Raw genomic sequence first — 25,920 nt, 5'->3', positions numbered from 1 at the left:
ATATGCTTGGTTGCATTTCTCTGGATTATTAACCGAAGTTTTTAGCGACTTCATCCCAGTTTACTACGTTCCAGAAAGCAGAAACGTAATCAGGACGTCTGTTTTGGTAGTTCAAATAGTATGCATGCTCCCAAACGTCAAGTCCAAGAATAGGAGTTTTTCCTTCCATCAATGGAGAATCTTGGTTAGGAGTCGACATGATTTCAAGTTCGCCGTTATTGGAAACAAGCCAAGCCCAGCCTGAACCGAAACGAGTTGCAGCTGCTTTCGCAAACTCTTCTTTGAATGCATCAAAGCTGCCAAACTTCTTGTCGATAGCTTCTGCAAGTTCTCCAGTTGGGTTTCCGCCACCGTTTGGTGAAAGAATATTCCAGAAGAATGTGTGGTTTGCATGACCGCCGCCGTTATTACGGACAGCCGTACGGATGTTTTCAGGAACCGCATCCAGATTGGAAATAAGCTCTTCAACAGATTTGGATGCCAAATCTTCGTGCCCTTCCAATGCATTATTCACGTTAGTCACATAAGTATTGTGATGTTTCGTGTGATGGATGTTCATCGTTTCTTTGTCGATGTGTGGCTCGAGTGCATCGTATGCGTATGGTAGTTCTGGTAATTTATAAGCCATTTGTCCATTCCTCCTCATTTGATTCATAATTTATCCTACACAATAAACATTATCAAAATTTGGGAGGCCATTCAATTGAAATGAACTACGTCGTAACATAGAGTATGAAAATTCCAATCATAAGTAACATGACCGCACCTTTAGCAGCGATGGAAGTGAAGAAACCGACAATTGAACCGACACCCGTTTTCAATGATTGTTTCACACCGGTCCGTGTCACTAGCAGTTCTGACAGGAATGCACCTAAGAATGGTCCGATTAGGATTCCTGCTACCGGAATCACGAAAGGACCAATTAGCAGTCCAATCGTGCTTCCCCACATACCAGCCTTTGAACCTCCGAATTTCTTGACACCAACAATGTTTGCAAGTGTATCCGCACCGAACAGTAAAATGACGAACAACACTTGGATTACCCAAAATAACCAAGTCATCTCTTCAAAGGAAGCTATCCATCCATACAACAAGAATCCGCCGATTATGAAAAACACGGAAGGAATGATCGGATAAAACAAGCCGATGAAGGCGATGATGAACATGACAATAGCCGCAATCCATCCTGCTATTTCCATTGACTTCCCTCCTTGATCCCTATATTATACCCGTTTGCCTAAAATGGCTTCTGCAATATTTACAGCATGATCACCGATTCGTTCAAGATTGGAAACGATATCGACAAAGACCATTCCTGATTGTGCAGAACAATGCCCTTCATTCAAACGAACAATATGGTTTTTCCTAAATTTACGTTCCATCTTATCTATTAAAGCCTCTTGCTCAGCAACTTCTTTCGCTAACCCGACGTCATTCATATCAAGTGAGCGCACCGCTTTTTGAACGGTAGCAATTGTCAACGTGAACATTTCTGTTAAATCTTTCATAGCATCCTCAGTCAATTTCACACGGTTCACTTCACGGAAATCGATCAATTCGATAATATTTTCAAAGTGATCTCCAATCCGTTCGATATCTCGTACCGTATCCATCAGCATGACGTGTCTTGCAGATTCGATCGGAGAAATATTAACCGCAGAAATATCCACAAGGTAATCAGTTATTTTACGGTCTAAATTATTGATAGCATCTTCTATTTGGTAGGCCGTTTCAGCATGACGCTTGTTGCTTGTCTTCAAATACTCATATGTTTCTTCCATTCCTTGTACTGCGAAATCACCCATCCTGATAATTTCTTCCTTCGCTTGTCCAATGGCGACGGAAGGAGATTGATTGATGAAATTCGGATCCAAGTGCTTCGGTCTGTACTCGATTGTAACATCCTTGCCTGGAATTATTTTCGTCACGAGCAACGCCCAAGCACCAATCAGAGGGAACTGTATAACAGTATTCGCAACGTTGAAAGTGCCATGCGCAAAAGCAATTTGCATTTTACTTTCCAACGCCAGAAGCCCGGAAATCCATTCGACATAAAGCGTGAAAGGATACAGGAGAATCAAGAAAACGACTGTTCCAACTACATTGAAGAGAACATGTGCCGCCGCTGCTCTTCTTGCTGCCACAGATGCGCCTATCGACGCAAGAACTGCTGTGATCGTTGTTCCGATGTTATCCCCAAAAAGAATCGGTAATGCGGCTTGAAGCGAGACAAGGTTCTCCGCATACAGCCCTTGCAAAATCCCAACAGTTGCACTTGAGCTTTGGACGATAAGTGTGAAGACTGTTCCTGCAACAACCCCAAGTATAGGATGTTCAGCCATTGAAACTGTAAAGTCAGAGAATGCAGAAAGCGACCTAAGCGGCTTCATCCCTTCACTCATTAGCTCAAGACCGAGGAATAGGCCCCCAAATCCAAATACAACTTCACCAAAGTTCTTAATAGTATTCTTTTTGAAGAAGAAAATTAGAATTGCACCAAGCGCCATAATCGGCAATGCGTACGCGCCGACATCAAGACCTATAATGAAAGCTGTAATCGTCGTTCCAATGTTTGCACCCATAATAACGCCGATTGCCTGGCGAAGGGTCATGAAGCCTGCACTTACCAAACCGACGGTAATAACAGTTGTACCCGAGCTCGACTGTATGAGTACGGTCACGATAATTCCGACGAGGACACCCATGAACGGGTTTGTCGTAAATCTATCCAAAATACTCCTAAGCCTATCCCCTGCAGCTTTTTGTAAGCCATCACCCATATACTTTATGGCGAATAGGAAGATTCCAAGACCCCCTACAAATTGAAAGAGCACTTCCTGCCAATTTATTTCCATTACTCAGCATACCTCCATCATACATTATCTTTAAGCATTCCCATTATGTTAACTATGTTAACGAATTGTAAATAGAAGTGGGCAAATCTTTACATTCCCTTAACAATCCAGCGGAAAAAAGTCATACTTCTGTCGAATTTGATATCCCCACTTCCCACTTGCATACATGGTAGACTATCTGTAAGTAAAGGAGGTCCAACTTTGAAGTTCCATCAGATATTTTTGGCTGCATTCCATGAGCCGAAAAAACTTGCAGCATTCCGGCTACTTCCGATCGGACGTGTAATCCGTTATGCTTTCTTTTTTATATTGCTAATGACACTCATTTCATTTACTCGCTTCACTATTGGCGATACCGAATTGTTTGAAGCTTCTCCTGAACTGACCGAGTATAGTGAAACGATCGGCGGGCTTATTTATCCGATGGCCTTCATCTTTCAATTTGTCATTGCGACATTTTACGTATTTGTGCGGATCAGCTTATTTGCGGCTATCGGTATATGGATCGGCAAGTTAATAAAGAGGCGTATAGAATACCGCTTTATTTGGAGGACTGCCGCCATAGCTATCACCGTTCCATTGCTGCTGACGATTTCTCTAGATTTCTTGCCAGCTTGGGAAACTTTCGGCATACTTTTCTCGTCCTTAATCCATATTGGCTACATAATTGCCGCTCTCAAGTATTATCCAAAAGTACCCAGATGAATACTTTCCAAATTCCCGCATATTGTGTGGGAAGGGGGAATGTTCATGCGTACTTTATTCGTAGCCGTAATTTTATTTCTTACCTTTCATATTATCCGAATCGACTTGGGGGACGGGACAATCCCTCTAGCATCGTTTTTTGGGGATGAACAGCCTTGTGAAGAAACGAAAATGGAAAGCTTACATGTTACAACAATCCTAGGTGACACGATCGAATCTCTTTTTGCGATGTACCCAGATCCGGAATCCACTTTTGTAGAAAGATTATCAGCTTTTTATTCCCTGAATCCCCATCTTCGAAACCAGGAGCTAATTGGCGGTCTTTCCGTTCAACTCCCCCTTTCGAAAACGAGCCAGGATAATTGCAATTAATGATGTTTTAAGCGGTGTCCCTTGTTTTTTCATCCGATTGATTGCTAAAATAGATATTAGTTATGAGTTTGTAAGGAGAGAATATACCCATGAGTGAAATAATACACAGATCCAAAACACGTCCTGTACGGGTAGGCAATTTGACAATCGGCGGCAGCGACGAACTATTCATCCAAAGTATGACAACAACTAAAACACATGATGTAGAGGCAACGGTGGCAGAGATTTTACGTCTGGAAGAAGCCGGCTGTCAAATCGTCCGTGTTGCATGTCCGGACGAACGTGCCGCATATTCTATCGGAGCTATTAAAGAACGGATCAATATCCCGCTCGTTGTCGATATCCATTTCGATTATAAGCTTGCATTGATCGCAATCGAGCAAGGTGCAGATAAAATCCGGATCAACCCGGGCAATATTGGCCGTCAGGAAAAAGTGGAAGCAGTCGTCAGAGCGGCGAAAGAAAAAGGCATTCCGATTCGAATCGGTGTAAACGCTGGTTCACTTGAAAAACACATCTTGAAAAAATATGGTTATCCGACTGCAGATGGCATGGTTGAAAGTGCCTTGCATCATATTAAAATATTGGAAGACCTTGATTTTCACGATATTATCGTTTCATTGAAAGCGTCAGATGTGAACCTGGCAGTAGAAGCGTACAAGAAAGCTGCTGCTGCATTCGATTATCCATTGCACCTCGGGATTACAGAGTCTGGAACATTGTTCGCTGGATCCATCAAAAGTGCGGCGGGCCTTGGTACATTGCTTTCAGCAGGTATCGGGAATACGCTGCGTGTTTCATTGAGCGCAGATCCTGTACAGGAAATAAAAGTGGCACGTGAACTATTGAAAATATTTGGTCTTTCTTCAAATGCCGCCACGCTAATCTCTTGTCCGACTTGCGGACGTATTGAGATTGACTTGATTTCCATTGCGAATGAAGTAGAGGAATATATTTCTACAATTAAAGCGCCGTTGAAAGTAGCAGTATTAGGTTGTGCCGTTAACGGCCCTGGAGAAGCACGTGAAGCGGATATCGGTATTGCAGGTGCCCGTGGAGAAGGATTACTCTTCATGAAAGGGAAAACCGTCCGTAAAGTGCCTGAGGAAACAATGGTGGAAGAACTGAAAATGGAGATCGACAAGCTTGCTGAAGAGTACTTTGAAAAGAAACGCCAAGAAGAGCTGCTTCTTCAAAGCGGGGCCTCTGAATGAGGAAAATCCGTTTCGGCATTGATATCGATGGGACAGTCACATGTCCCACCTCTCTTCTTCCACATATCAATGCACAATTTGGATGCAATCTGATTCTAGACGATATTAAAGAATATGATTTGACGAAAGCTTTTCCTGTTGACGAGAAAGAGTTTTATGACTGGTACCGTCAAGCGGAAGTGACAATTTACGAATCGTCACCAGCACAGGAATATGCGAAAATGATCTTGTCCGAATGGCGGGAGCATTATGAGCTTTATTATATTTCCGCCCGGGGCGAAAACGTGACGGATTGTACGCTTGATTGGTTTGAACGTGAGGAAATCCCTTATGACCATATCGAGCTGATCGGCAGCCATCATAAGATCGAGACGGCGAGAAAGTTCAATGTCGACGCGTTTTTTGAAGACAAGCATGATAACGCAGTCGCGATTCATGAGGAATTGAATATTCCTGTCCTTCTCTTTGATACACCATATAACCGCGAACCCATTCCGGAAGGTGTTATACGTGTGACAAGTTGGCAAGAAGCCGACCAATGGATCAAAAAGCTGTTTCCCATTCAAGAAAAAGTGAACTAAAAAAGGAGTAGGGTTCAATCCCCTACTCCTTTTTATTGTTCCACACAAATCGGACATTTGCCGTAGATTTCGAATTTATGGCCTTCTACTTCATAGCCTTGCAAATTCACCGTAATCGATTCCATTGGGCAATGTGCTATGTTCCGCGTTTTGCCGCATGCTGTGCAAATAAAATGGTGATGATGGACGCCATGATCGCATTGCATCCTAAAATGCCTCTCTCCATTCAATTCAGTCTCTTCCAAAATACCAAGCTCCGAAAAAGTCGTCAAATTGCGATAGATCGTATCAAAGCTAATGCCAGGATTATCAGAAGCCATGAACTTCCTTACTTCCAACGCTGTCAAATACCTGTCATTCTCAGAAAAGAATTCTAAAATCGTCTCGCGATTTTTTGTCCTTTTGAACTGATGTTCTTGCAAAATGCGCCATGCTTCATCGAGTGTCATGCGAATTCCCCCTTCCTTTTCCGGGTAGACTGTTTGCCTTTCACTTTATTCCAACCTAACACAAGTAATAAAATGATGATAGACGTAATGACAATCGTCCCTCCCGGAGCAATATCCAGATGAAATGCTGCAAACAGCCCTACAATGACCGACAGCTCACCAATGACGATGGAGTAAATAAGCGCCCCCTTGAAACTTTTAGCAAGCTGTATGGCAGCTGCAACCGGTATCGTCATCAACGATGAAACGAGCAAGATGCCGACAATCCTCATTGATGCTCCAATAACAAGTGCGACGATAATCATGAAGACCATTTGAATGATCTTTCCGTTGACGCCAGATACTTTTGCGTATTCCTTGTCGAATGACAAAGCGAACATTTCTTTATAGAAAAATCGAATAAACGCTAGAACGACGATGGTGATTATGATGATAATCCATAAATCCTGCCGGCTTACAGCTGAAACGGAGCCGAATAAGTAACCGACAAGGTCAGAGCCGAATCCTTTCGCCAACGAGATAAAAATCGCTCCGAAGCCAATGCCGGTGGAAAGGATGATAGGGATTGCCAGCTCCTCGAAATGCTTATATGCACCCCTCAGCCTTTCAATCAATAATGATCCCCCTACCGCACTGACCATCCCTAAATATACCGGATTCAAAGCGGAAAAAAGAAGGACTGACTGACTTAAAAAAAGGCTTCCCGCTATTCCGGCCAATGCGACGTGGCTCAATGCATCAGCGATAAGCGCCAACCTTCTTACAACGATGAATAGCCCAAGCAACGGAGCGATGACTCCGATAATTAGTCCAGATAAAAATGCATTTTGAAGAAATTCATATGTGAGTAAAGCACTAATCACGGTCAAACCTCCCTTTGTTCTTGATGGACGCGCCGTACAGGGTGACCGTACCATAACGATATGTCTACATCATTCATCTTTTTGTATTCCGATTGCACTCCATGGAAATGGATAGATCTATTGAGACATGCGACATGTGTCGCAAGCTCAGTTACAAGATCGATTTCATGGGTAACGAGCAGGATTGCAATCCCATGTTCACGGTTCAATTCATTCAGCATAGAATAGAACGAAGCTACGTTTTTCTGATCGATTCCGACAGTCGGTTCATCCATAATCAGCAAATCCGGTTCACCTACTAATGCACGAGCGATGAAGACACGTTGCTGCTGGCCGCCTGATAACTCACCAATATTTTGGTAAGCGAATTGGTCCATTTTCACGATGCGCAAAGCTTCCAATGCTTTTTGCTCATCGTGCTTTGAAAAACTTTTAAATAAACCAACCTTTCGCGTTAGACCGCTTTTCACGACTTCAAGAACTGTCGCTGGAAATCCCGAATTGAATGAATTCGACTTTTGGGAGACATATCCAATACGCTCCCTCTGCCTGAAGGAATCAACGTTTTGGCCAAATAGCTTTACTGTCCCCTGATCCGCCTTCAATAATCCTAAAATAATATTGATCAGAGTGGATTTTCCGGAACCGTTCGGCCCGATGAGCGCCCAGAACTCCCCTTCTTTTACTTCCAATGATATATCTTCGAGAACGGTAGACTGTTCATACCGAAAACTGACATCGATACATTCAATTATTGTATTTGTCATATAGTAAAATCCCTTTCTGTTGAAAAAATGTAAACAGGAACGATTACGATTACTAGTAGAAGTATATAGGAAGATTCGGCCGGACACAACTAATTAAGAAGGAATGGTGCAATTTGGATTATATGCAAATATTGAATGAAATAAAAAGGAAGAGTGATGAAGAAGCCAAATTATTGGCCGATGCATATGGCATCAATTTATCAGTAAAAGAAATTAGAGCGTTGCGTCCTTTGCTTGATGAAATTTCATTCCACTGGATTTTTACCGGCATTCCGGAAAGCTTCATCGCAAAAGTGAAGCGTGCTGTCGGGGATAAAAAGGGAGAAGAGTTATTCCGACAATATTTGGATATGATTTAAAAAGACATAAAAGCAACCCGCCATTGGAATGACCAATTAGCGGGTTTTCATCATTTTCATACTAATAAAAGCTCACGTTGGTTTGCTTGGAATGTTTTCGATTTCAACATTTCAATTTCATATTGATATGGAGCTTTTTTGTTTTTTGCATCATTGCCTACGAAAGGCGTTTCAAGAATTTTAGGAATTGACATAAACTCCGGATGATGAACGATGTAACTGAGCGCGTCGAAGCCGATATGTCCATGCCCGATATTCTCATGACGGTCCTTCATTGCACCACGTTCGTTTTTACTGTCATTGACGTGGATGACTGATATTCTGTCTTTCCCGATAATGTTATCGAATTCTTGCAACACGCCATCGAAATCATTAACGATGTCATAGCCTGCATCATGTACGTGACAAGTATCAAAACATACTGATAGGCGTTCATTGTTGTGAACACCGTCAATGATTTTTGCAATTTCATCAAAGTTTCTTCCACATTCGCTGCCCTTTCCTGCCATCGTTTCAAGCGCAATGCGGACTGTTGAATCTTCAGCAAGAACTTCATTCAATCCTTCAATGATTTTAGCAATTCCTTGATCGGCTCCTGCGCCGACGTGCGCACCAGGGTGCAGAACGATCTGATCCGCCCCAAGAGCCGCTGTTCTTTGAATCTCCTGCTGTAGAAAGTCAACGCCTAATCTGAACGTCTCAGGCTTAGTCGTGTTACCGATATTAATGATATATGGAGCGTGGACAACGATATTCGATAGGCCATTCTCTTTCATATGCAATAATCCCGCTTCGATATTCAATTCTTCAATCGGTTTTCTTCGCGTATTTTGCGGAGCTCCCGTATAAATCATGAATGTTGTAGCGCCGTAGCCCAACGCCTCTTCACTAGAACCTAGCAGCATCTTTTTGCCGCTCATCGAAACATGTGAACCTAATAGCAATGGTTGATCATTTTTCATTTCTTCGTTTCAATCTCCTTTCCCTCTTCTTGAATTTCTCTATATCCTTAGCCATTTTCTTTTTATATCCAGGCTTGACCTTCGACGGTTTACGTACATATGAAGCTGCTTTACGATCAAGTTCATCCACTTCTTTGACACGCTTCTTCCGCGCATGGCGTTCCTTGACTTCAATCCACTCGCCTTTTTTTACATCTTCATGGATGAATGGAATGCCCATCTTTTCAATTTGAACAATTTTGTCGTCCTCCGAAGGTTCATACATTGTGATGGCGATACCTTCTAGGCCTGCCCGGGCTGTTCTTCCTACCCGGTGGATAAAGAACTCTAAGTCATCAGGCAATTCATAGTTGACGACGTGACTCACCCCAGGGATGTCAATCCCACGGGCTGCAAGATCAGTTGCGACGATATATTGATATTCGAGATCCCTGATCTGTTTCATCATCCTTGTACGTTCGCGTGGGGATAAATCACCGTGGATTCTGCCCGCCTTTATGCCATGTTCTGCTAAGTAATCAGCGACCTCATCGGCATTTTGCTTCGTGTTCGTAAAGACGATCGCTAAGTATGGATTAATAGCTTCCAAAACATGCAATAGCTTTTTCTTACGGTCCATGCTCCGGACAGGTACTAGTGAATATTTCATGCCTTCTGTTAAAGGCTTTTTATTCCCGATCTGTACGTGAACAGGGCTTTCCATATACTTAGACAGGAATGGCTTCAGCTTTTCAGGAATTGTTGCTGAAAAAACATACATTTCCAAGTCCGTCGGCATTTTAGAAGCAAATTTATCGATATCCTCGATGAATCCCATGTCAAATGCCAAATCGGCTTCATCGATTACCAGAATAGTTGCTGTATGAATTGCTAAAGCTCCTTCATCTGCAAGGTCACGAATTCTGCCAGGCGTTCCCACAATGATGTGTGGATTCGATTTTAACTTGTCGATGGAGCGTTGCTTGTCAGTTCCTCCAATTAAAAGCGAGCTTCGGATACTTGTTTTTTCTGTCATTTTATTCAATTCTTCATATAGCTGCAATGCGAGTTCTCTCGTCGGCGCGGTGATGACCGCTTGCAATTCTTCCTTCTCCTCGTCCAGACGTTCTAGAATCGGAATAAGGAAGCTGTGCGACTTACCTGTACCTGTATGTGCTTGTCCGATCGCATTGGACCCTTTGAGGATTAAAGGGATCATTTCTTTTTGTATCGGTGTAGGGTGTTCAAACCCCAATCGGGCAATTGCCTCCCTAAGGAAAGGTTTGAATTGATAATCAGTGAATTTAGACATTCGTATGCCTCCTAACGTATTCCTATTGTAGCATGATTCCGTTCCGCAGTATGCGATTTTGGCATAGTATAGATTGTGAAAGTTCACAATGACCAAATGAAAGGGGTTATCCATGAGGTACGAATCCTTCTATCCATTCGCTCGTGCGCAAAATTCGCCGTTTGCAATGAGGCAGCCTTTCCGCGGCCCACAGCAACAGCAGAACTTCTCCCAAATACCGAGACAACCTTTTCAAGGGTCTCCGATGGGAAATCCGTTCGGCTCGTCCGCACCGGCTCCGTTTCAAAATACATCCAAGATGGAAATGTACATGCAAACAGCGAACCGGTTTTTAAATACCGCACAACAATACGCGCCACTAGTCCAGCAAATTGCTCCCATGTTCCAGAACTTACCTGCGATGTGGAGATTATATAAAGGCTTCCAGTCGCTTCCTTCTGCGGGAGGAGCAGCGGGAGCAGCCTCCAACGCCGCATCCGCCGGCGCACCAAGTCCGCAACCCGGCGCTTCTAATCCACGGATCTTTCAGCCTCCCAAATTATAATTTTGAAACGTGTGCCTGACTCCGCTATAATGGATACAGATCCCTTTAGAGGAGTGTGGAGTGAATGAAAGTCAAAAAGATTTCCCCGCGCGGCTATTGTTACGGGGTTGTCGATGCAATGGTAATCGCGAGAAATGCAGCACTCGACAAAACTTTGCCGAGACCTATTTATATATTAGGCATGATTGTTCATAATAAACATGTCACAGATGCATTTGAGGAAGATGGCATCATCACGTTGGATGGTGAAAACAGGTTGGAAATCCTCGAAAAAGTGGAAACGGGTACTGTTATTTTCACTGCGCACGGCGTGTCACCGGAAGTTCGAGAATTGGCTAAACGCAAAGGGCTCGTTTCTATTGATGCAACTTGCCCCGATGTTACGGTCACTCACGATCTGATCACAGAAAAGACTGCAGAAGGCTACGATATCATTTATATCGGAAAGAAACATCATCCTGAGCCAGAAGGAGCGATTGGCGTCGCGCCCCATGCCGTCCATCTGATCGAGACGCTTGACGATGTCGATAGCCTTTTACTCGATAATGAAAAGCTGCTTGTAACGAATCAGACGACGATGAGTCAATGGGACGTTGCTCATATTATGGATGCGTTGAAAGAGAAATTCCCTCACATTGAAGTGCACAAGGAAATCTGCCTTGCCACACAAGTGAGACAAGAAGCTGTAGCGGAGCAGGCAGGAGAAGCGGATTTGTTAATCGTTGTCGGAGATCCTAAAAGTAATAACTCCAACCGTTTGACACAAGTATCTGTGGAAATTGCCAATACGCCTTCGTACAGAATTTCAGATGTTTCCGAGATTAATATCGATTGGCTGGAAGGCATCGAAACGGTCGCAGTCACAGCTGGAGCATCAACGCCAACGTTAATTGTCCGCGAAGTGATTGCTTTCTTGGAAAGCTTCGACCCGGAAGATCCGTCGACTCATGTACCTGAACGGAAGTTTAAATTGGAGCGGATCTTGCCAAAAATCAAAAATCCAGAACCGGTCAAGCGCATCGAACCTTATGCAATAACAGAATAACAGAATAAACGGGCTGTTCCGTCGTCGTACATCGACATGGAACAGCCTTTTTTTGTTATACAAATCGGAATGGTTCCGTATCGATTTCTGATTTGATAAAAGAAACTTCGTAGCCTTTTTCCGTGCATGCCTGTTCCATATGGCGGGCCACTCCTTCAATCATCACTTTTTCTACATGATGACCTGGATCTACGATGGCTAGGTCCATCAGTTCCGCCTCCTGTGCACTATGAAAATCCATATCTCCAGTAACGAATACATCTGCACCTTTTCGTTTTGCGGATCTTATATATTTACTGCCGCTGCCGCCAAGTACGGCAACCTTTCGGACAAGTTTTGACGCGTCGCCTACAATTCTGACTGCAGGGACGTCTAGAGCTCCTTTGACGAATTGGGCAAACTCTTTAAGCTCCATAGCCTCTTGCAATGTGCCTACCCTTCCGAGCCCAAATTCTTCAGTCCTCTGATCTAACACAAAAAAGTCATAAGCAGGCTCTTCATATGGATGTGCCGACAACATCGCTTTCAGCACTTTCGATCGAAGCGGCCCTGGAAGAACAACTTCGATACGCTCTTCAGTTACCTCTTCCATTTTCCCGATTTCTCCAATGAACGGATCTGCACCTGCTGACGGGGTGAAACGTCCAGTTCCTGTGGACGAAAAGCTGCATCCGGCATAATCTCCGATTGCTCCTGCTCCTGAACGCGCCAACTCTCCCCGTAATTCATCCGCATGCTCGACTGGGCAAAAGACAGCCAATTTGTAAAGCGGATCAGAAATGGTCGGTTCCATCACATCTATGTTTTCAAGTTTTAAACGGGAAGCGAGCAAATCATTCACTCCACCAGGAGCAACATCTAGATTCGTATGTGCAGCATAAACAGAAATATCATGCTTAATGCATTTTTCAACAAGCCTCCCTTGCGGCGTGTCTGTCCAAATATGTTTCATCGGACGAAATATGGGAGGATGATGCGCAATGATCAAATTGGCTCCTTTTTCAATCGCTTCATCTACAACAGCTTCGTTGACATCTAATGTGATGAGCACCTTTTCGACTTGACGATTCAACTGACCGAGATGCAACCCGACCGGATCCCAATCTTCCGCATATCGTTTTGGCGACCATTGTTCAAAAAGGGTAATTATTTCATATCCATTCGCTTTTTTCAATGCTTCAAAACCCCTCCGATTAAGTCGATATTCTTCTGTAATTGTTTCTTTCTTTCTTCGATTTCATTCGTATCACCCGCATTGTCTAAAGCTGCGAGAATTCTTTTCCATTCATCTGATTCCTGTTTCCATTTTTCGATGAAAACCTGTGATTTTTGTTTGAGCAGAATTGGGCCAACGACCATTTCCAACTCGTCATATTCCGCTTGTCCTTTTTCAAGGACGACAATTTCGTAAATTTTATTATCTTCCTTCAAAATCTGCTCGTCGATAATTTTCCATCCGTTTTGCACGGCCCACTCGCGAATTGACAATGAATGAATATTTGGTTGTGTGATGATTCGTTTAACGTTTTGCAGTTTATCTTTCCCGCTTTTTAATATAGTTGCGATTAAAGGTCCGCCCATTCCTGCGATGGAAACTGTATCCACTCCATCAAATTCTTGAATAGCTTCCAATCCATTCGCTAGACGGACAGTGATTGCATCTGAAAGACCTTTCTTGCGGACATTTCTCACCGCTGATTCATACGGCCCTTTCACTACCTCCCCTGCAATGGCTTTAGAGATTTTTCCAGCCTTCACTAAATTGCAAGGCAAATATGCATGATCGCTTCCAATGTCCGCTAGAATGGCCCCTTGTCCGACAAACGATGCGACCGCTTCTAGCCTTTTTGATAATTTTTCGGAATTCAATAGATCCCCGCCTTTCTAATACTCACTATTGTAAGGGAATATCACTATCTTTGCCAGAATTCAAAAAGCCATCGGAGGCTGTAAAACGCCACCGATGGCTTCCCGTACTTATTTAAGTGATAAAATATACTCTGCCAATTGATCGATTTGTTCGTCTGAGATTTGGCTACCGAATGGAGGCATTCCGCCACTTGTACCGTTTTTAATGATGTCATGAACTTCATCTTGAGATAATGAAAGACCAACAAGCGATGGCGCCATTCCACCACCAGCCAGATCACCACCGTGACAGCCGATACATTTCCCTTGAGCAAAGCCTTCAGGATCAAAATCCTCGGATGCTGCCCCTTCAGTTGTTTCTTCAGTTTTTCCTTCTTCATCCGCTCCAGCGATTTCTTTTTTCTGCTCGATACCGTATAAGGACATGAAGAAAATAAGTCCTAATCCTAGCGCGAAAATCAGGATATAAGGCACTACAGGATTGTTTTTCATCGAATTACCCTCCTTCACCAGGAATTATTCTGTAAAAATATACAGTGCACAACTAATATTGTACTGTATCCAGATGAAAACTGAAAGAGTTATCCATATACATTTAACGTTTTGTGACAATTTGGACATAATTTTCTTAGTGACAGCCAATTTGTCTTGCAATAACCATGCGCTGCACTTCTGACGTACCTTCTCCGATTTCGAGCAATTTCGCATCTCTCATATAGCGTTCAACTTCATATTCCTTCATATAGCCGTATCCTCCGTGAATTTGAATTGCTTGATCCGCAACTTCCATCGCAATTTCGGAGGCATACAGTTTGCACATGGCGGCTTCTTTCGTGAACGGTCGTCCTTGGTCTTTCAACCATGCCGCCTTATAAACCATAGTTCTTGCTAATTCAATTTTCATTGCCATATCGGCCAATTTAAATTGAGTAATCTGGAATTCAGATAAGGTTTTCCCAAACTGCTTCCGTTCTTTCGAATACTTTAACGCCCTATCAAAAGCAGCTTGTGCAATACCTACAGCCATTGCTCCTATTCCGATTCTGCCACCGTCCAACGTGACTAGAAATTGCCGGAAGCCTTCACCGCGCTTCCCAAGAAGGTTTTCTTTAGGAACTCTCACATTATCGAGTACGAGTTCAGTAGTGTTCGACGCATGTAAACCCATCTTTTCATAGTTGTCGATAATCGTGAACCCTTCTGCATTTGTCGGTACGATAATAGCGCTTATTTCTTTCTTGTCATTCTTGTTTCCCGTTATTGCTGTAAGCGCTAAATGTTTTGCGTGGCTTGCATTCGTAATATATACTTTCGATCCATTAATAACAAAATCATTGCCATCTTCTAACGCGGTTGTCTGCGTCCCCCCGGCGTCAGATCCCGCATTCGGTTCGGTGAGCCCAAATGCACCAAATGATTCCCCTGTACAGATTGGCGTTAAATATTTCTGTTTTTGCTCTTCCGTTCCGAATAGATAAAGCGGTGCACCTCCTAAAGAAATATGTGCGGAGTATGTAATACCGGTGGAAGCACACCCACGGCTCAGCTCTTCCGTAACGATTGCAAAGCTGATCGTATCCGCTCCGGCTCCCCCATACTCCTCAGGGAATGGCAATCCCATCATTCCCATTTCAGATAGCTGTTTGAATATCTCGATTGGAAATTCCTTTGTGCGATCCCGTTCAATTGCTCCCGGTGCAACGACTTCATCGGAAAATTCCCTTATCATCTTCCTGATCATCTGTTGCTCATCTGTCAAATCGAAATTCATTTTATTCATCCCCTTTGTTGTGAACGCTTACATTTCAATTATACCGAAATGATCGGCATTATCACAATCATTCTTTCGAAGGATGCTAGATAAGGTGAAACTTCAATCAGTGTTCTTTCATCCTCACTGATTGTTAGTTGAACCAATCGGGCATTTACTGGCTGTTAATTCCCTCTTAGTATCTTTTGATTCCTTGATAATTCTTATATGGGGGATTTTACAGCCAGTTAATGCGGGATTACCGACTTCATAATGAAGACGACGATCAAAACCAACCCTGCAGCTCCTGAAATTGTAAAATATAGTTGCTTTAGTAGTCTTCCAGCTAATAGCCACAATAAACAGTTCACGATTAAAAGACCGACTAACAGCATATTCTGTCCTTCGAAATAGAGCGTCCATAGCTTTAAAGAGATACCGAGCACAGCGAATGCAAAGAGTATGTATAACGATTGGATGAGGATTGCGCGTGCCTTCTTCTTCATTTTCTTTTTTGACAGAATAGCTTCCGTTGCACTGATTTCCTCGTCGTGATCCCCTTGTGTATATAGCGTAATGAGAAAATCGCAGTAATGCTCAGGCAGCAATTTATTTTGTTTCCAGTAATTGATTTCAGCCATAATGATCTTTTTCCGCTGATCATTCATCATATTTCGCCCCTAATCATCATTCAGATACAAAGTTAAAACGCACCGGCATGTTTTATGCCGATGCGGATGATCATTCTAAAAAGTCCTTTAATCTTTTGCTACGGGATGGGTGTCTTAGTTTTCGAAGTGCTTTCGCCTCAATTTGACGAATTCGCTCACGTGTAACTCCGAAGACTTTCCCGACTTCCTCCAACGTTCTCGTTCTACCGTCATCCAAACCGAAACGCAATCGCAATACGTTTTCTTCACGGTCTGTCAGCGTGTCCAAAACATCTTCCAATTGTTCTTTTAGTAATTCATAGGCAGCATGGTCTGATGGCGACTGTGCTTCCGAATCTTCGATGAAATCCCCTAAGTGTGAGTCGTCCTCTTCCCCGATTGGTGTCTCAAGGGAGACCGGCTCTTGAGCGATTTTTAGAATTTCACGCACTTTTTCTGCTGTCAGATCCATTTCTTCGCCGATCTCCTCTGGGGATGGTTCACGACCGAGATCTTGAAGTAATTGACGCTGTACTCGAATCAGTTTATTAATCGTCTCGACCATATGCACCGGGATTCGGATTGTACGCGCCTGATCCGCTATCGCCCTTGTAATTGCTTGACGGATCCACCATGTTGCATACGTACTGAATTTGAATCCTTTTGTATGATCGAACTTTTCAACCGCTTTAATAAGACCCATATTTCCTTCCTGAATCAAGTCAAGGAAGAGCATACCGCGTCCGACATATCTCTTTGCAATACTTACAACTAGCCGTAAATTGGCTTCTGCTAACTTCTTCTTAGCATTTTCACCTTTTTCAACAATCTCAAGAAGGGCAGGATCCGGCTTTTTCATTTCAGTAAGCTTTTCTTCTGCTTCCACGCCTTCTTTTATGGCAATGGCCAATTTCACTTCTTCATCTCCGGTCAATAAGTCGACTCGGCCGATTTCTTTCAAATACATACGTACAGGGTCATTGATTTTCACACCTGGTGGAACGCTTAGGTCATTCAAGTCAAATTGTTCTTCATCCTTTGCGTTCGTTTCCTCTTCATCCTTACGTTCCATTTCAATGCCTGCGGCTTCGATTTGGTCAAGGAACTCTTCAAACTGCTCAGGCTCCATTTCAAAGACGGATAATTTCTCCGTCACTTCTTCTAGAGTTAATTCTCCCGCTTTTTTCCCAGCTTCCAATAAACCTGCTTTTGCTTCATCTAATGTCATTTCGTGCTCCATTTCTCCTGATTGCTCATTAGTCATAATACCCGTTCCTCCTTAATTCACCGGAATACGGCCTACATTGCCGATAATGATTTCCGGAGCTGTATAATTTCCCTGGCCAGCTCCAGTGCCCGGGTATGATTGTTAATCTTTTCTGCTTCTTTCGATTCATGAATCATCTCATCGATGCGTCGAATAATTCGATGCTTATTAAGATGATGAATGCAATCCTTTATTTCCTGTTCAGCAAATTCGGGGTCTCTTTCAAGCATTGCGGCTTCCATGACAACTTTGCGAAGCTCCCGATCCTCCAAAGACTCCGCGAATCTATGGAAATCGGGCATGCCGTGCTTTTCATAAAACCCGGCTAGCTTTATGAAAATCGCAGCATATTCTTCTCGAAAGAATAGTTCCGGATTGTCGTCCCGAATTCTGTCGAATAAATTTCCATCGTTAAGCAAATGGCATAACAAAAGCCTTTCAGCCCGTTCGATGCTTGTCATCCTCCGGTTGGACACTGTTATCGGTATCGCTTGTCCTTCCGGTTGCGCAGCCTTTTCCTGACTAGCCAACTTACCGACCTTTTTCAGCAATTGTTCATTGAGAGCGTTTGGGGAAACTCCCGTTTCAGCTGACAATTGCCTGATCATCAAATCTCGTTCAACCGGTGATACTCTGGGGGCTAGCTCTTCTAGCACTTCATGGATATATTGCAACACATCGTTTTCATGCGATAAATTTTTAGACCTTTTATAATAAGCCATAATAAATGACATATACGAATGTGGATTGCCAATAACTTTTTCAGCGAACGATTCGGCACCGAATTTAGAAATATATTCATCGGGGTCCATTTTTCCCGGCAATAAGGCGATTTTTGAATCCATTCCTTTTTGATTGGAAAGGACAGCAAATCGTTTCGCTGCATCCCATCCTGCATTATCGCCATCACAGCAAATAATCAGCTGATTGGCAATTCGCTTCATTTTGGTCAGATGGGTGTCAGACAAGGATGTACCCATTACAGCTACACTATTCATAATACCCGCTCTTTCGGCGGCAATTGTGTCCATAAAACCTTCGAACAGTATTACTTTACCCGTTTTACGAACATTAAGACGTGCGTTGTGAAAATTATAGAGCAATCGGCTCTTCTCAAAAATTGGCGTTTCTGGGCTGTTCAAGTATTTTACTTCCTCTTTTGAATCGGATATTGTTCTTCCTGAGAAAGCAACTACGTTTCCATTATCGTCATGTAACGGGAACATAATACGTCCCCGGAACCTATCGAAATACCCAGTTCCATCATTTTTCATAATACAAAGTCCTGCAAGCTCCATCTCCTTCATATCAAACTTCTTACGAATTAACAATTGGGTAAGTACTTCCCGATCATCAAGCGACCACCCTATACCATACTTTTCGATATGTTCACGGGAAAACCCTCTTTGCTCCAAATAATGTAATGCTTTTTCACCCTCCACCGTATTCAGTAATAAATGACTATAAAAGTTGGCCGCAAGCGTGTGTGCATCTATCATATGCTGGAATTCATTCGATCTTCCACCTTTGGAAGATTCGCTATAGGAAACGTCCAATTCGACGCCCGCTCGTTCGGCTAGCTTGGAGATAGCTTCTGTAAAAGGACTATTTTCGATATCCATGACAAAGGTGATGGCGTTGCCGCCAGCGCCGCAACCGAAGCAGTGAAATATTTGCTTTTCTTCTGAAACGGAAAAAGAAGGTGTACTTTCACCATGGAAAGGACAAAGTCCAAACCAATTCCTGCCTCGCTTCGTCAATTGGACATATTCACCGACAAGATCGACGATATCCGTTTTGGAACGGATCTCTTCGATTGTCTCTTCTGGAATTTTAGTCATCCTATCACCATTCTCTTCTCACATATTGAATTCGAGACAGTTTTCATAAATCCTGCTTATTCGACAAAATAAAATCATAATCCTTCACTTTTCTTATAATATGATAATAGTATTGCGACAATATACTATTGTACACAATCCGCAAAAGAAGAACCAACCATTTTTACTTGGTGGTCCTTCTTTTTGTATATTATGAATTACGATTGGCAACTTCGCTTAAAATTAGGTTGGCAGTTTCTTCTACTGCTCTATTCGATACATCGATCACAGTACAACCGATTTTCGAAACAACCTTCTCAAAATGCTGCAATTCCTGTTGGATACGTTCGATTCTCGCATAATTTGCATCATCCTTCAAGCCGAGCGCTATTAATCTTTCTTTTCTAATTGAATTAAGGACGCTTGGAGAAATGACTAAGCCGAAACATTTCTTAGGGTCAATCTTATATAATTCCTCCGGAGGATCGACTTCTGGAACGAGCGGAACATTTGCCACTTTATACCGACGATGTGCAAGATACTGGGACAACGGCGTCTTTGATGTACGAGAGACTCCTACTAATACAATGTCTGCTTTTAGTACGCCTCTTGGATCACGACCGTCATCATATTTCACCGCAAATTCGATTGCTTCAATTTTTTTGAAGTAATCATCATCCAGCTGCCGAACAAGCCCCGGCTCCTCAAATGGCTTTTCATCTAAGGATGCGCCGATCTCCTTGACAATGGGACCTAGCAGGTCAATGCATTGCAAGCCATTGTTCTCGCATTCCTCTTTTAATTTCCTTCGCATACTGCTCTTTACGAGCGTATATATAATTATTGCTTTTTGCTGTTTTGCCAAATATGCGATTTCACGCAGTTGTGATTCATCCTCGACATGGGAAAAACGTTTTGTCGAAACTGTTTCGAGATCCTGTCTGAATTGGCTCGCCGCTGCCTTGGCAACTAAATCCGCTGTCTCGCCGACAGAATCGGAAACGATGAACAATGTCAACTTTCTCATTGTATCACTCCTCTTTCATTTTGCTCAGAAGGCAACGCTTATAATTCATGATCTTCAGCTAGCGAAAGAAATGCACGGGTAATATTCGTCTTTGTAATTCTACCAACCACGTCCAAACCTTCCTCTTTTATTGTAACGACAGGAAGTGAATCTATTTGTTGGTCGATCATTTTCTTTGCCGCTTGAATGAGTGAATCCTGTTTCTTGCAATATGTAATATTCGGCATCCTTGTCATGATGACATGCACCGGTATTTTATCCAGCTCGCTGTTGCCTAGACTAGTTCGCAACAGATCCTTGCGGGATAGAACTCCAGTGAGACAGGATGATTTATCTACGACAAAGAGTGTTCCAACATCATCTAGGAACATTTGGCAAATAGCATCATAGACTGTTACATTTTCATTGACAACAACAGGAATGGATTGGAAATCACCGACCTTCATTCCGATCATTCCGTCTGCAACTGATTGGACAGGTTTTTTCCCTGAATAAAAATAGCCGACACGCGGCCTTGCATCCAAAAAGCCTGCCATTGTCAGGATTGCCAAGTCGGGTCTTATCGTCGCTCTAGCGAGACTTAACCTTTCTGCAATCTGTTCACCAGTGATAGGACCATCCATTTTGACAATTTCAAGGATTTCAGTCTGGCGCTTATTCAATTCCATATGAATCACCGCCCTAATCGTTCGATAATATATCTTGCTTAGTATAGCATTTTACATCCATAATTCCTAACCCGATGGCTTCGTTTCCGCCATACACCATTGATTTCCGTTCCGATTGGACGCTTTCAGCGGGCACGGCTTCTGCCAATCGAACAGCGAAGGGTTCGATTTGCCGTATTTCTGCGTTTTTTGCAGAAATTAAGGCAGCCTGCAATATTCTGATCGCAACGCTAGGCTTGTGCTCGCAACCGCCGTTCTTCGTGACGGCGTTCGCTGGAGTCGCCAATCTCCACTCCAATCAATTAGAATGTTTCATATGTACGCAGAAAAAAACAAATGATAGTTAGTCAATGATACAACCACGCACCAAAAATATCCAATACATTAAGTGGAGTTTCAAATTCGAGATCTTATTCTATTGTTATTCCATTAATCGATTATCTCCGTCAAGTGAACCCGTTTAAAATGTTTTCTGTTGATTGGAGTGCAGAGCGAAAGCCGTAACGAAGAACGGCTTTTGCGAGTAAAAGCGTAGCGTTACGAGCACCGTTTTAAAAGGCACTGCCTTAATTTTTACGAAAACCATGTAAAAATACGGCAAAGCTCATCCTGCGTGATTCGCTTCGCTCGGAACGGAAATCAACATGGCTTGGATATCATTTTAATAAAGAACAACATATGATAAATAAACTGGTAGTAGCGATATGGATTGCAGAGATTGCGGAAGCGTGCTACACTAATACTGAATTCAATAGGCGGAGAAAGGTCTATAAGTAATGCCACCTTGAGCGAACGGGGAGAGTGGAAGCCCGTACTGGCATGAAACGGCAGCCTGGAGCCAGCATTTCGTAAAGAGGGTTGCTTTCGCAGCCAATCGAGGTGGAACCGCGGGTCATCATGCACTCGTCCTCGGACTTCATGTCCGGGGATGGGTGCTTATTTTAATTGGAGGGATATTCACATGTATTCAATGGATCAAATTGTCAATTTATCGAAGCAAAGAGGCTTTGTATTTCCTGGATCGGAAATATACGGCGGCTTGGCAAACACTTGGGATTACGGTCCCCTCGGCATCGCGCTGAAAAACAACATAAAAAAAGCTTGGTGGCAGAAATTTGTGCAAGAGTCGCCATATAACGAAGGACTCGATGCTGCCATCCTCATGAATCCGAAAGTATGGGCAGCTTCCGGCCACATCGGGAACTTCAATGACCCGATGATCGACTGTAAGAAATGTAAAACTCGCCATCGTGCAGATAAGCTGATTGAAGATGCATTGGACGAGAAAGGTATTGAGCTTGTCGTAGATGGTATGCCGTTCGAAAAGATGGAAGAACTTATTCAAGAACATAATATTGTTTGTCCGGATTGTGGTGCTATGGACTACACTGGTATCCGCCAATTCAATCTAATGTTTAAAACTACACAAGGCGTTACAGATTCTTCTGCAAATGAAATCTTTTTACGTCCAGAAACAGCTCAAGGGATTTTCGTAAACTTTAAAAATGTTCAACGGTCTATGCGTAAAAAGATGCCTTTCGGCATTGCGCAAATCGGTAAGAGTTTCCGGAATGAAATCACACCAGGAAACTTCACGTTCCGTACCCGTGAATTCGAACAAATGGAATTGGAATTCTTCTGCAAGCCTGGCGAAGATATGAAATGGTATGAGTATTGGAGAGACTTCTCCGAAAAATGGCTATTAGACCTCGGTTTGACAGTCGAAAATATTCGATTGCGCGAGCATAATGCTGAAGAACTTTCGCATTACTCGAAAGGAACAGTGGATATTGAATATAAATTCCCATTTGGGTGGGGAGAGCTATGGGGGATTGCGAACCGAACTGATTTCGATTTGTCCCGCCATATGGAGCATTCGGGTGAAGATTTCCATTATCAAGATCCTGTAACGAATGAGAAATATATTCCGTATTGCATCGAACCTTCTGTCGGCGCTGATCGAGTGACACTCGCATTCCTTTGCGATGCATTCGACGAAGAAGAGCTTGAAGGAGACGACAAACGTACAGTGATGCGTTTCCACCCTGCCCTAGCTCCTATTAAAGCAGCTGTCCTTCCATTATCCAAAAAGCTTTCGGAAGGTGCAGAAGAAGTATATGCTGAGCTGCGTAAGCATTTCGCTACACAGTATGATGACTCTCAGTCTATCGGAAGACGTTACCGTAGACAAGATGAAATCGGAACCCCGTTCTGCATCACATACGATTTTGATTCGGAGGAAGATCGCCAAGTTACAGTAAGACACCGCGACTCCATGGAACAAGTTCGTATGCCAATCGCGGATGTTGTAGATTATATTGCGAAGCATCTCGTATTTTAAGTGTAAAAAACCGGAGGAAAAGGTCATTCACCTTTTTCCTCCGGTTTTTCTTTTTGTGGCAACAGCTCAGGAGTACGTTCCAATTGATCTAAGAATGAACGTGACTTCAATCGAACTCCCACTTGTTCGTCATAAATTGTCCGTACAATTTTTTTCATGAACTGTTTGGTCGGTTTTTTCAAATTCAATGAACCGACCTGCTCGATGGGCACTGTATAAAAAGTGCGGATCAACCTGAGTTGCGTCGGAGTGATCCTGACTAAATAAGGATCGATCTGAAAGCAACGATGGCAAAGGAATCCAATCTCCTGAAATGAGAATGCGAACTCGCCCTCAGTCGCTCCGCAATTCGCGCATTGATGAAGGACAGGATGGACGCCAGCGACGGGCAGCATCTTCCACTCGACGAACAAAGCAATCGCTTCAGGATCGTATTGCTCATTGATCGCATGCAAGGCTTCGTACAGCAACCCGAATACATTTGGTCCATTTCCATGATCCTCTGTCAATCGGTCGATTAGCTCGACTATGTAGCTAGCATAAGCGGTCGCTTCAAGATCCTCTCTGATATGTCGCATTGAATCGATCGGCTCGCCCTGTTCAAGCGTCCCCATTCCCCGCCCGGACCTAAGAAGATAATATCCGTACGTGAACGTTTGCGTCACAGCAGCTAAACGGCTAGCCGGTTTTTTCGCCCCCCTCGCCATCGCGGTCATTTTCCCCGCCTCGCGTGTATAGAGAGTGACGATTTTGTTCGATTCGCCGTATGGAATGCTTTTAAGGATGATCCCTTCCCATTTGTTCAGCAAGGACATCCCTCCTCAATTGAAAAATCAATACTCGTCTTCGCGGAATCCAAATTCTCGTAATTGACCGGGTTTATTGCGCCAATCCTTCTGCACTTTTACCCAAAGCTCTAAAAATACTTTTGAACCTAAAAGCATTTCGATATCATGTCTTGCCTTCGTTCCAATCTCTTTCAAAAGGGCACCTTTTTTACCGATGACAATCCCTTTTTGGGAATCCCGATCAACGATAATTGTAGCAGCCACATCGATAAGTCCGCGGCTATCATCCCTATCTATCTTTTCAATGACAACAGCAACTGAATGAGGGATTTCCTCGCGTGTTAAATGTAAAACTTTTTCACGAATAAATTCAGAGATGATGAAGCGCTCCGGGTGATCGGTCACTTGGTCGTCCGGATAATACTTCGGTCCCTCGGGCAAATAGTTTGTCAATGTTTCCATTAACCTTTCGACATTATTGCCGTTCAATGCAGATAGAGGTACGATTTCCGCAAAATCATATTCCTCTGTATACGAAGTGATCGTCGTCAAAAGATCGTCAGGATGGACGAGATCGATTTTGTTAATTACTAGGAATACAGGAGTTTCCGTGTTTTGCAATAAATCGATGATGAACCTATCTCCTCCACCAATCGGCTCGTTAGCATTCACCATGAACATGATAACATCGACTTCCTTTAATGTATTACGCGCCGACTTCACCATGAAATCTCCGAGCTTATGCTTTGGCTTATGGATTCCTGGAGTATCAATGAAAATTAATTGGGAACTGTCCGTCGTAACAACGCCTTGCACTTTGTTTCTCGTCGTCTGTGGTTTATCGCTCATGATTGCAATCTTTTGACCAACAACTCGATTCAGAAATGTGGATTTCCCGACATTCGGCCTGCCAATGATCGATATGAAACCTGATTTGAATTTATTGCTTTCCTTCTGCATAATCCAGATCCTCCTTGGAGAAAGCACCTGGTAGCAATTCCCCTACGGTCGTCTCTTTCACGACTCCGTTTAAATTCGTCAAATAGACGGGCATGTCGGAATTGCAGAATTCAGCGATTACTTGTCTGCATGCGCCGCATGGTGAAATTGGGCCTTCTGTATCGCCAGTTACCGCCAAAGCTTTGAAGTCCATGATGCCTTCTGAAATAGCTTTGAAAAAAGCTGTCCTTTCTGCGCAATTTGTCATGCTGTAGCCTGAATTCTCAATATTGCAGCCATGTATTACTTGTCCGTCAGCTGTCAACAAAGCCGCCCCTACTTGAAACTTCGAATAAGGTACATATGCTTTTTCACGTGCCTTTTTTGCTTCTTCTATCAATAGCATTTTATCCATAATTACACCTCTACATAAGTTTATTTACAACCATTTCGGAATGAATATGATCATTCCAATGATTGCAGAGAAAAGTGCGAAAACCAAAACCGCCCCAGCAGCTACGTCCTTCGCCTGTTCCGCCAGGGGATGAATCTCATTTGTAATAAGATCCACAGTTCGCTCAATCGCAGTATTTATCATCTCTAAAGCAGTCATGCCACCGAATAGAATAAAAATGATGCACCATTCTGTCGCAGTGAGACCTGTTAAAATACCTGCAATCGATACGACAACTATAGCAAATGCATGAAATCTTAAATTACGTTCATTCAAAATGCCATGTCGTATTCCTTTTAGCGCATAATGGAAAGACTTGAGGAAAGGATGCATCCCCTTC

30 protein-coding genes are annotated in these 25,920 nt (G+C 43.2%); 8 read left to right on the top strand and 22 right to left on the bottom strand.

Translation table 11 applies throughout. The features are described from left to right. Nucleotides 1-28 precede the first annotated feature (28 nt). From sodA to AC0L13_RS07800, 3 genes are all read right to left on the bottom strand, one after another. The gene (sodA, locus tag AC0L13_RS07810; protein ID WP_473645601.1) at nucleotides 29-628 is read right to left on the bottom strand and encodes a superoxide dismutase SodA; all 600 of its coding nucleotides are present in this window, start codon (nucleotides 626-628) and stop codon (nucleotides 29-31) included. An 85-nt stretch (nucleotides 629-713) separates the two neighbouring features. After that, complete coding sequence (locus tag AC0L13_RS07805) at nucleotides 714-1,199, bottom strand: DUF456 domain-containing protein (RefSeq protein ID WP_473645599.1); 486 nt, start codon at nucleotides 1,197-1,199, stop codon at nucleotides 714-716. Nucleotides 1,200-1,223: 24 nt separating this feature from the next. Then, entirely contained in the window at nucleotides 1,224-2,855 is a 1,632-nt protein-coding gene (locus tag AC0L13_RS07800) for a Na/Pi cotransporter family protein (RefSeq protein ID WP_473645596.1), read from the bottom strand. Between the two features lie 201 nt (nucleotides 2,856-3,056). On the opposite strand from AC0L13_RS07800, the gene AC0L13_RS07795 reads away from it, so the two are divergent. The 4 genes from AC0L13_RS07795 (at nucleotide 3,057) to AC0L13_RS07780 (ending at nucleotide 5,727) form a co-directional block, all read left to right on the top strand. After that, nucleotides 3,057-3,560 carry a DUF1189 family protein gene (locus AC0L13_RS07795; RefSeq protein ID WP_473645594.1) on the top strand — a complete coding sequence of 168 codons (504 nt, stop codon included), beginning with the start codon at nucleotides 3,057-3,059 and terminating at the stop codon, nucleotides 3,558-3,560. Between the two features lie 45 nt (nucleotides 3,561-3,605). Further along, nucleotides 3,606-3,932 carry a hypothetical protein gene (locus AC0L13_RS07790; RefSeq protein ID WP_473645592.1) on the top strand — a complete coding sequence of 109 codons (327 nt, stop codon included), beginning with the start codon at nucleotides 3,606-3,608 and terminating at the stop codon, nucleotides 3,930-3,932. Nucleotides 3,933-4,021: 89 nt separating this feature from the next. Then, on the top strand, nucleotides 4,022-5,146 hold the full coding sequence (gene ispG / locus AC0L13_RS07785; RefSeq protein WP_473645590.1) for a flavodoxin-dependent (E)-4-hydroxy-3-methylbut-2-enyl-diphosphate synthase: 1,125 nt from the start codon (nucleotides 4,022-4,024) through the stop codon (nucleotides 5,144-5,146). After that, nucleotides 5,143-5,727 (top strand): 5' nucleotidase, NT5C type, encoded by a 585-nt coding sequence (locus AC0L13_RS07780; RefSeq protein WP_473645588.1) that lies wholly within the window; start codon nucleotides 5,143-5,145, stop codon nucleotides 5,725-5,727. The genes ispG and AC0L13_RS07780 overlap by 4 nt, the downstream gene beginning before the upstream one ends. Before the next feature lie 32 nt (nucleotides 5,728-5,759). Here the strand turns inward: AC0L13_RS07780 and AC0L13_RS07775 are convergent, their stop codons facing one another. The 3 genes from AC0L13_RS07775 to AC0L13_RS07765 are packed head-to-tail and all read right to left on the bottom strand — an operon-like array spanning nucleotide 5,760 to nucleotide 7,806. Further along, on the bottom strand, nucleotides 5,760-6,176 hold the full coding sequence (locus tag AC0L13_RS07775) for a Fur family transcriptional regulator (RefSeq protein WP_473645586.1): 417 nt from the start codon (nucleotides 6,174-6,176) through the stop codon (nucleotides 5,760-5,762). Then, the gene (locus tag AC0L13_RS07770; protein WP_473645584.1) at nucleotides 6,173-7,039 is read right to left on the bottom strand and encodes a metal ABC transporter permease; all 867 of its coding nucleotides are present in this window, start codon (nucleotides 7,037-7,039) and stop codon (nucleotides 6,173-6,175) included. Before AC0L13_RS07770 ends, AC0L13_RS07775 begins: the two co-directional genes overlap by 4 nt. A gap of 2 nt (nucleotides 7,040-7,041) precedes the next feature. Further along, nucleotides 7,042-7,806 (bottom strand): metal ABC transporter ATP-binding protein, encoded by a 765-nt coding sequence (locus tag AC0L13_RS07765; RefSeq protein WP_473645582.1) that lies wholly within the window; start codon nucleotides 7,804-7,806, stop codon nucleotides 7,042-7,044. Nucleotides 7,807-7,919: 113 nt separating this feature from the next. Between AC0L13_RS07765 and AC0L13_RS07760 the strand changes: the two genes are divergently transcribed. Beyond that, nucleotides 7,920-8,165, top strand: coding sequence for a hypothetical protein (locus AC0L13_RS07760; RefSeq protein WP_473645580.1), 246 nt, complete (start codon nucleotides 7,920-7,922; stop codon nucleotides 8,163-8,165). Nucleotides 8,166-8,221: 56 nt separating this feature from the next. Here the strand turns inward: AC0L13_RS07760 and AC0L13_RS07755 are convergent, their stop codons facing one another. Further along, entirely contained in the window at nucleotides 8,222-9,109 is an 888-nt protein-coding gene (locus AC0L13_RS07755; protein WP_473646899.1) for a deoxyribonuclease IV, read from the bottom strand. A 7-nt stretch (nucleotides 9,110-9,116) separates the two neighbouring features. Next, complete coding sequence (locus AC0L13_RS07750) at nucleotides 9,117-10,418, bottom strand: DEAD/DEAH box helicase (protein ID WP_473645578.1); 1,302 nt, start codon at nucleotides 10,416-10,418, stop codon at nucleotides 9,117-9,119. Between the two features lie 112 nt (nucleotides 10,419-10,530). Here AC0L13_RS07750 and vrrA point away from each other — a divergent pair, with 112 nt between their 5' ends. Further along, nucleotides 10,531-10,962, top strand: coding sequence for a VrrA/YqfQ family protein (gene vrrA, locus AC0L13_RS07745; protein WP_473645576.1), 432 nt, complete (start codon nucleotides 10,531-10,533; stop codon nucleotides 10,960-10,962). A 64-nt stretch (nucleotides 10,963-11,026) separates the two neighbouring features. Next, nucleotides 11,027-12,007 (top strand): 4-hydroxy-3-methylbut-2-enyl diphosphate reductase, encoded by a 981-nt coding sequence (locus AC0L13_RS07740; protein ID WP_440501743.1) that lies wholly within the window; start codon nucleotides 11,027-11,029, stop codon nucleotides 12,005-12,007. A 55-nt stretch (nucleotides 12,008-12,062) separates the two neighbouring features. Here AC0L13_RS07740 and AC0L13_RS07735 read toward each other — a convergent pair whose 3' ends face one another. The 10 genes from AC0L13_RS07735 to AC0L13_RS07690 all read right to left on the bottom strand — a co-directional run bounded on the left by AC0L13_RS07735 (nucleotide 12,063) and on the right by AC0L13_RS07690 (nucleotide 21,344). After that, a complete protein-coding gene (locus tag AC0L13_RS07735; protein ID WP_473645574.1) occupies nucleotides 12,063-13,181 on the bottom strand; it encodes a Nif3-like dinuclear metal center hexameric protein in 1,119 nt (372 codons plus the stop codon). Beyond that, nucleotides 13,178-13,876, bottom strand: coding sequence for a tRNA (adenine(22)-N(1))-methyltransferase (locus AC0L13_RS07730; RefSeq protein ID WP_473645572.1), 699 nt, complete (start codon nucleotides 13,874-13,876; stop codon nucleotides 13,178-13,180). Before AC0L13_RS07730 ends, AC0L13_RS07735 begins: the two co-directional genes overlap by 4 nt. Before the next feature lie 108 nt (nucleotides 13,877-13,984). Further along, on the bottom strand, nucleotides 13,985-14,368 hold the full coding sequence (locus AC0L13_RS07725) for a c-type cytochrome (protein ID WP_473645570.1): 384 nt from the start codon (nucleotides 14,366-14,368) through the stop codon (nucleotides 13,985-13,987). Between the two features lie 136 nt (nucleotides 14,369-14,504). Beyond that, entirely contained in the window at nucleotides 14,505-15,647 is a 1,143-nt protein-coding gene (locus AC0L13_RS07720) for an acyl-CoA dehydrogenase (RefSeq protein WP_473645567.1), read from the bottom strand. Nucleotides 15,648-15,874: 227 nt separating this feature from the next. Beyond that, nucleotides 15,875-16,294 (bottom strand): hypothetical protein, encoded by a 420-nt coding sequence (locus AC0L13_RS07715; RefSeq protein ID WP_473645565.1) that lies wholly within the window; start codon nucleotides 16,292-16,294, stop codon nucleotides 15,875-15,877. A 73-nt stretch (nucleotides 16,295-16,367) separates the two neighbouring features. Next, on the bottom strand, nucleotides 16,368-17,540 hold the full coding sequence (rpoD, locus tag AC0L13_RS07710; RefSeq protein ID WP_473645563.1) for an RNA polymerase sigma factor RpoD: 1,173 nt from the start codon (nucleotides 17,538-17,540) through the stop codon (nucleotides 16,368-16,370). A 35-nt stretch (nucleotides 17,541-17,575) separates the two neighbouring features. Next, nucleotides 17,576-19,384: a DNA primase gene (gene dnaG / locus AC0L13_RS07705; RefSeq protein WP_473645561.1), complete on the bottom strand. Its 1,809-nt coding sequence runs from the start codon at nucleotides 19,382-19,384 to the stop codon at nucleotides 17,576-17,578. Nucleotides 19,385-19,574: 190 nt separating this feature from the next. Next, nucleotides 19,575-20,390 carry a pyruvate, water dikinase regulatory protein gene (locus tag AC0L13_RS07700; RefSeq protein ID WP_473645559.1) on the bottom strand — a complete coding sequence of 272 codons (816 nt, stop codon included), beginning with the start codon at nucleotides 20,388-20,390 and terminating at the stop codon, nucleotides 19,575-19,577. Between the two features lie 38 nt (nucleotides 20,391-20,428). After that, the gene (locus AC0L13_RS07695; RefSeq protein ID WP_473645557.1) at nucleotides 20,429-21,058 is read right to left on the bottom strand and encodes a helix-turn-helix transcriptional regulator; all 630 of its coding nucleotides are present in this window, start codon (nucleotides 21,056-21,058) and stop codon (nucleotides 20,429-20,431) included. A gap of 13 nt (nucleotides 21,059-21,071) precedes the next feature. Further along, a complete protein-coding gene (locus AC0L13_RS07690) occupies nucleotides 21,072-21,344 on the bottom strand; it encodes a hypothetical protein (RefSeq protein WP_473645555.1) in 273 nt (90 codons plus the stop codon). Nucleotides 21,345-22,019: 675 nt separating this feature from the next. Between AC0L13_RS07690 and AC0L13_RS07685 the strand changes: the two genes are divergently transcribed. Next, a complete protein-coding gene (locus tag AC0L13_RS07685) occupies nucleotides 22,020-23,399 on the top strand; it encodes a glycine--tRNA ligase (protein WP_473645553.1) in 1,380 nt (459 codons plus the stop codon). Nucleotides 23,400-23,422: 23 nt separating this feature from the next. Here the strand turns inward: AC0L13_RS07685 and recO are convergent, their stop codons facing one another. The 4 genes from recO to AC0L13_RS07665 are packed head-to-tail and all read right to left on the bottom strand — an operon-like array spanning nucleotide 23,423 to nucleotide 25,913. Then, the gene (gene recO / locus AC0L13_RS07680) at nucleotides 23,423-24,208 is read right to left on the bottom strand and encodes a DNA repair protein RecO (RefSeq protein WP_473645551.1); all 786 of its coding nucleotides are present in this window, start codon (nucleotides 24,206-24,208) and stop codon (nucleotides 23,423-23,425) included. A gap of 24 nt (nucleotides 24,209-24,232) precedes the next feature. Further along, nucleotides 24,233-25,147: a GTPase Era gene (gene era / locus AC0L13_RS07675; protein WP_473645549.1), complete on the bottom strand. Its 915-nt coding sequence runs from the start codon at nucleotides 25,145-25,147 to the stop codon at nucleotides 24,233-24,235. Next, nucleotides 25,128-25,541 (bottom strand): cytidine deaminase, encoded by a 414-nt coding sequence (locus AC0L13_RS07670; protein WP_473645547.1) that lies wholly within the window; start codon nucleotides 25,539-25,541, stop codon nucleotides 25,128-25,130. Before AC0L13_RS07670 ends, era begins: the two co-directional genes overlap by 20 nt. A 24-nt stretch (nucleotides 25,542-25,565) precedes the next feature. After that, a complete protein-coding gene (locus AC0L13_RS07665) occupies nucleotides 25,566-25,913 on the bottom strand; it encodes a diacylglycerol kinase family protein (RefSeq protein ID WP_473645545.1) in 348 nt (115 codons plus the stop codon). Nucleotides 25,914-25,920 lie beyond the last annotated feature (7 nt).

The sequence above is a fragment of the Sporosarcina sp. QA0331 genome, from assembly GCF_055808055.1.
This window is presented reverse-complemented; position numbering and strand designations above follow the sequence as displayed.

What these genes read in the sequence shown, in the direction of transcription:
- sodA (WP_473645601.1), bottom strand. Translation starts at nt 628, where the DNA reads ATGGCTTATAAATTACCAGAACTACCATACGCATACGATGCACTCGAG.
- AC0L13_RS07805 (WP_473645599.1), bottom strand. Translation starts at nt 1,199, where the DNA reads ATGGAAATAGCAGGATGGATTGCGGCTATTGTCATGTTCATCATCGCC.
- AC0L13_RS07800 (WP_473645596.1), bottom strand. Translation starts at nt 2,855, where the DNA reads ATGGAAATAAATTGGCAGGAAGTGCTCTTTCAATTTGTAGGGGGTCTT.
- AC0L13_RS07790 (WP_473645592.1), top strand. Translation starts at nt 3,606, where the DNA reads ATGCGTACTTTATTCGTAGCCGTAATTTTATTTCTTACCTTTCATATT.
- ispG (WP_473645590.1), top strand. Translation starts at nt 4,022, where the DNA reads ATGAGTGAAATAATACACAGATCCAAAACACGTCCTGTACGGGTAGGC.
- AC0L13_RS07780 (WP_473645588.1), top strand. Translation starts at nt 5,143, where the DNA reads ATGAGGAAAATCCGTTTCGGCATTGATATCGATGGGACAGTCACATGT.
- AC0L13_RS07775 (WP_473645586.1), bottom strand. Translation starts at nt 6,176, where the DNA reads ATGACACTCGATGAAGCATGGCGCATTTTGCAAGAACATCAGTTCAAA.
- AC0L13_RS07765 (WP_473645582.1), bottom strand. Translation starts at nt 7,806, where the DNA reads ATGACAAATACAATAATTGAATGTATCGATGTCAGTTTTCGGTATGAA.
- AC0L13_RS07750 (WP_473645578.1), bottom strand. Translation starts at nt 10,418, where the DNA reads ATGTCTAAATTCACTGATTATCAATTCAAACCTTTCCTTAGGGAGGCA.
- vrrA (WP_473645576.1), top strand. Translation starts at nt 10,531, where the DNA reads ATGAGGTACGAATCCTTCTATCCATTCGCTCGTGCGCAAAATTCGCCG.
- AC0L13_RS07740 (WP_440501743.1), top strand. Translation starts at nt 11,027, where the DNA reads ATGAAAGTCAAAAAGATTTCCCCGCGCGGCTATTGTTACGGGGTTGTC.
- AC0L13_RS07725 (WP_473645570.1), bottom strand. Translation starts at nt 14,368, where the DNA reads ATGAAAAACAATCCTGTAGTGCCTTATATCCTGATTTTCGCGCTAGGA.
- AC0L13_RS07720 (WP_473645567.1), bottom strand. Translation starts at nt 15,647, where the DNA reads ATGAATTTCGATTTGACAGATGAGCAACAGATGATCAGGAAGATGATA.
- AC0L13_RS07715 (WP_473645565.1), bottom strand. Translation starts at nt 16,294, where the DNA reads ATGAATGATCAGCGGAAAAAGATCATTATGGCTGAAATCAATTACTGG.
- rpoD (WP_473645563.1), bottom strand. Translation starts at nt 17,540, where the DNA reads ATGACTAATGAGCAATCAGGAGAAATGGAGCACGAAATGACATTAGAT.
- dnaG (WP_473645561.1), bottom strand. Translation starts at nt 19,384, where the DNA reads ATGACTAAAATTCCAGAAGAGACAATCGAAGAGATCCGTTCCAAAACG.
- AC0L13_RS07700 (WP_473645559.1), bottom strand. Translation starts at nt 20,390, where the DNA reads ATGAGAAAGTTGACATTGTTCATCGTTTCCGATTCTGTCGGCGAGACA.
- AC0L13_RS07695 (WP_473645557.1), bottom strand. Translation starts at nt 21,058, where the DNA reads ATGGAATTGAATAAGCGCCAGACTGAAATCCTTGAAATTGTCAAAATG.
- AC0L13_RS07685 (WP_473645553.1), top strand. Translation starts at nt 22,020, where the DNA reads ATGTATTCAATGGATCAAATTGTCAATTTATCGAAGCAAAGAGGCTTT.
- era (WP_473645549.1), bottom strand. Translation starts at nt 25,147, where the DNA reads ATGCAGAAGGAAAGCAATAAATTCAAATCAGGTTTCATATCGATCATT.
- AC0L13_RS07670 (WP_473645547.1), bottom strand. Translation starts at nt 25,541, where the DNA reads ATGGATAAAATGCTATTGATAGAAGAAGCAAAAAAGGCACGTGAAAAA.
- AC0L13_RS07665 (WP_473645545.1), bottom strand. Translation starts at nt 25,913, where the DNA reads ATGCATCCTTTCCTCAAGTCTTTCCATTATGCGCTAAAAGGAATACGA.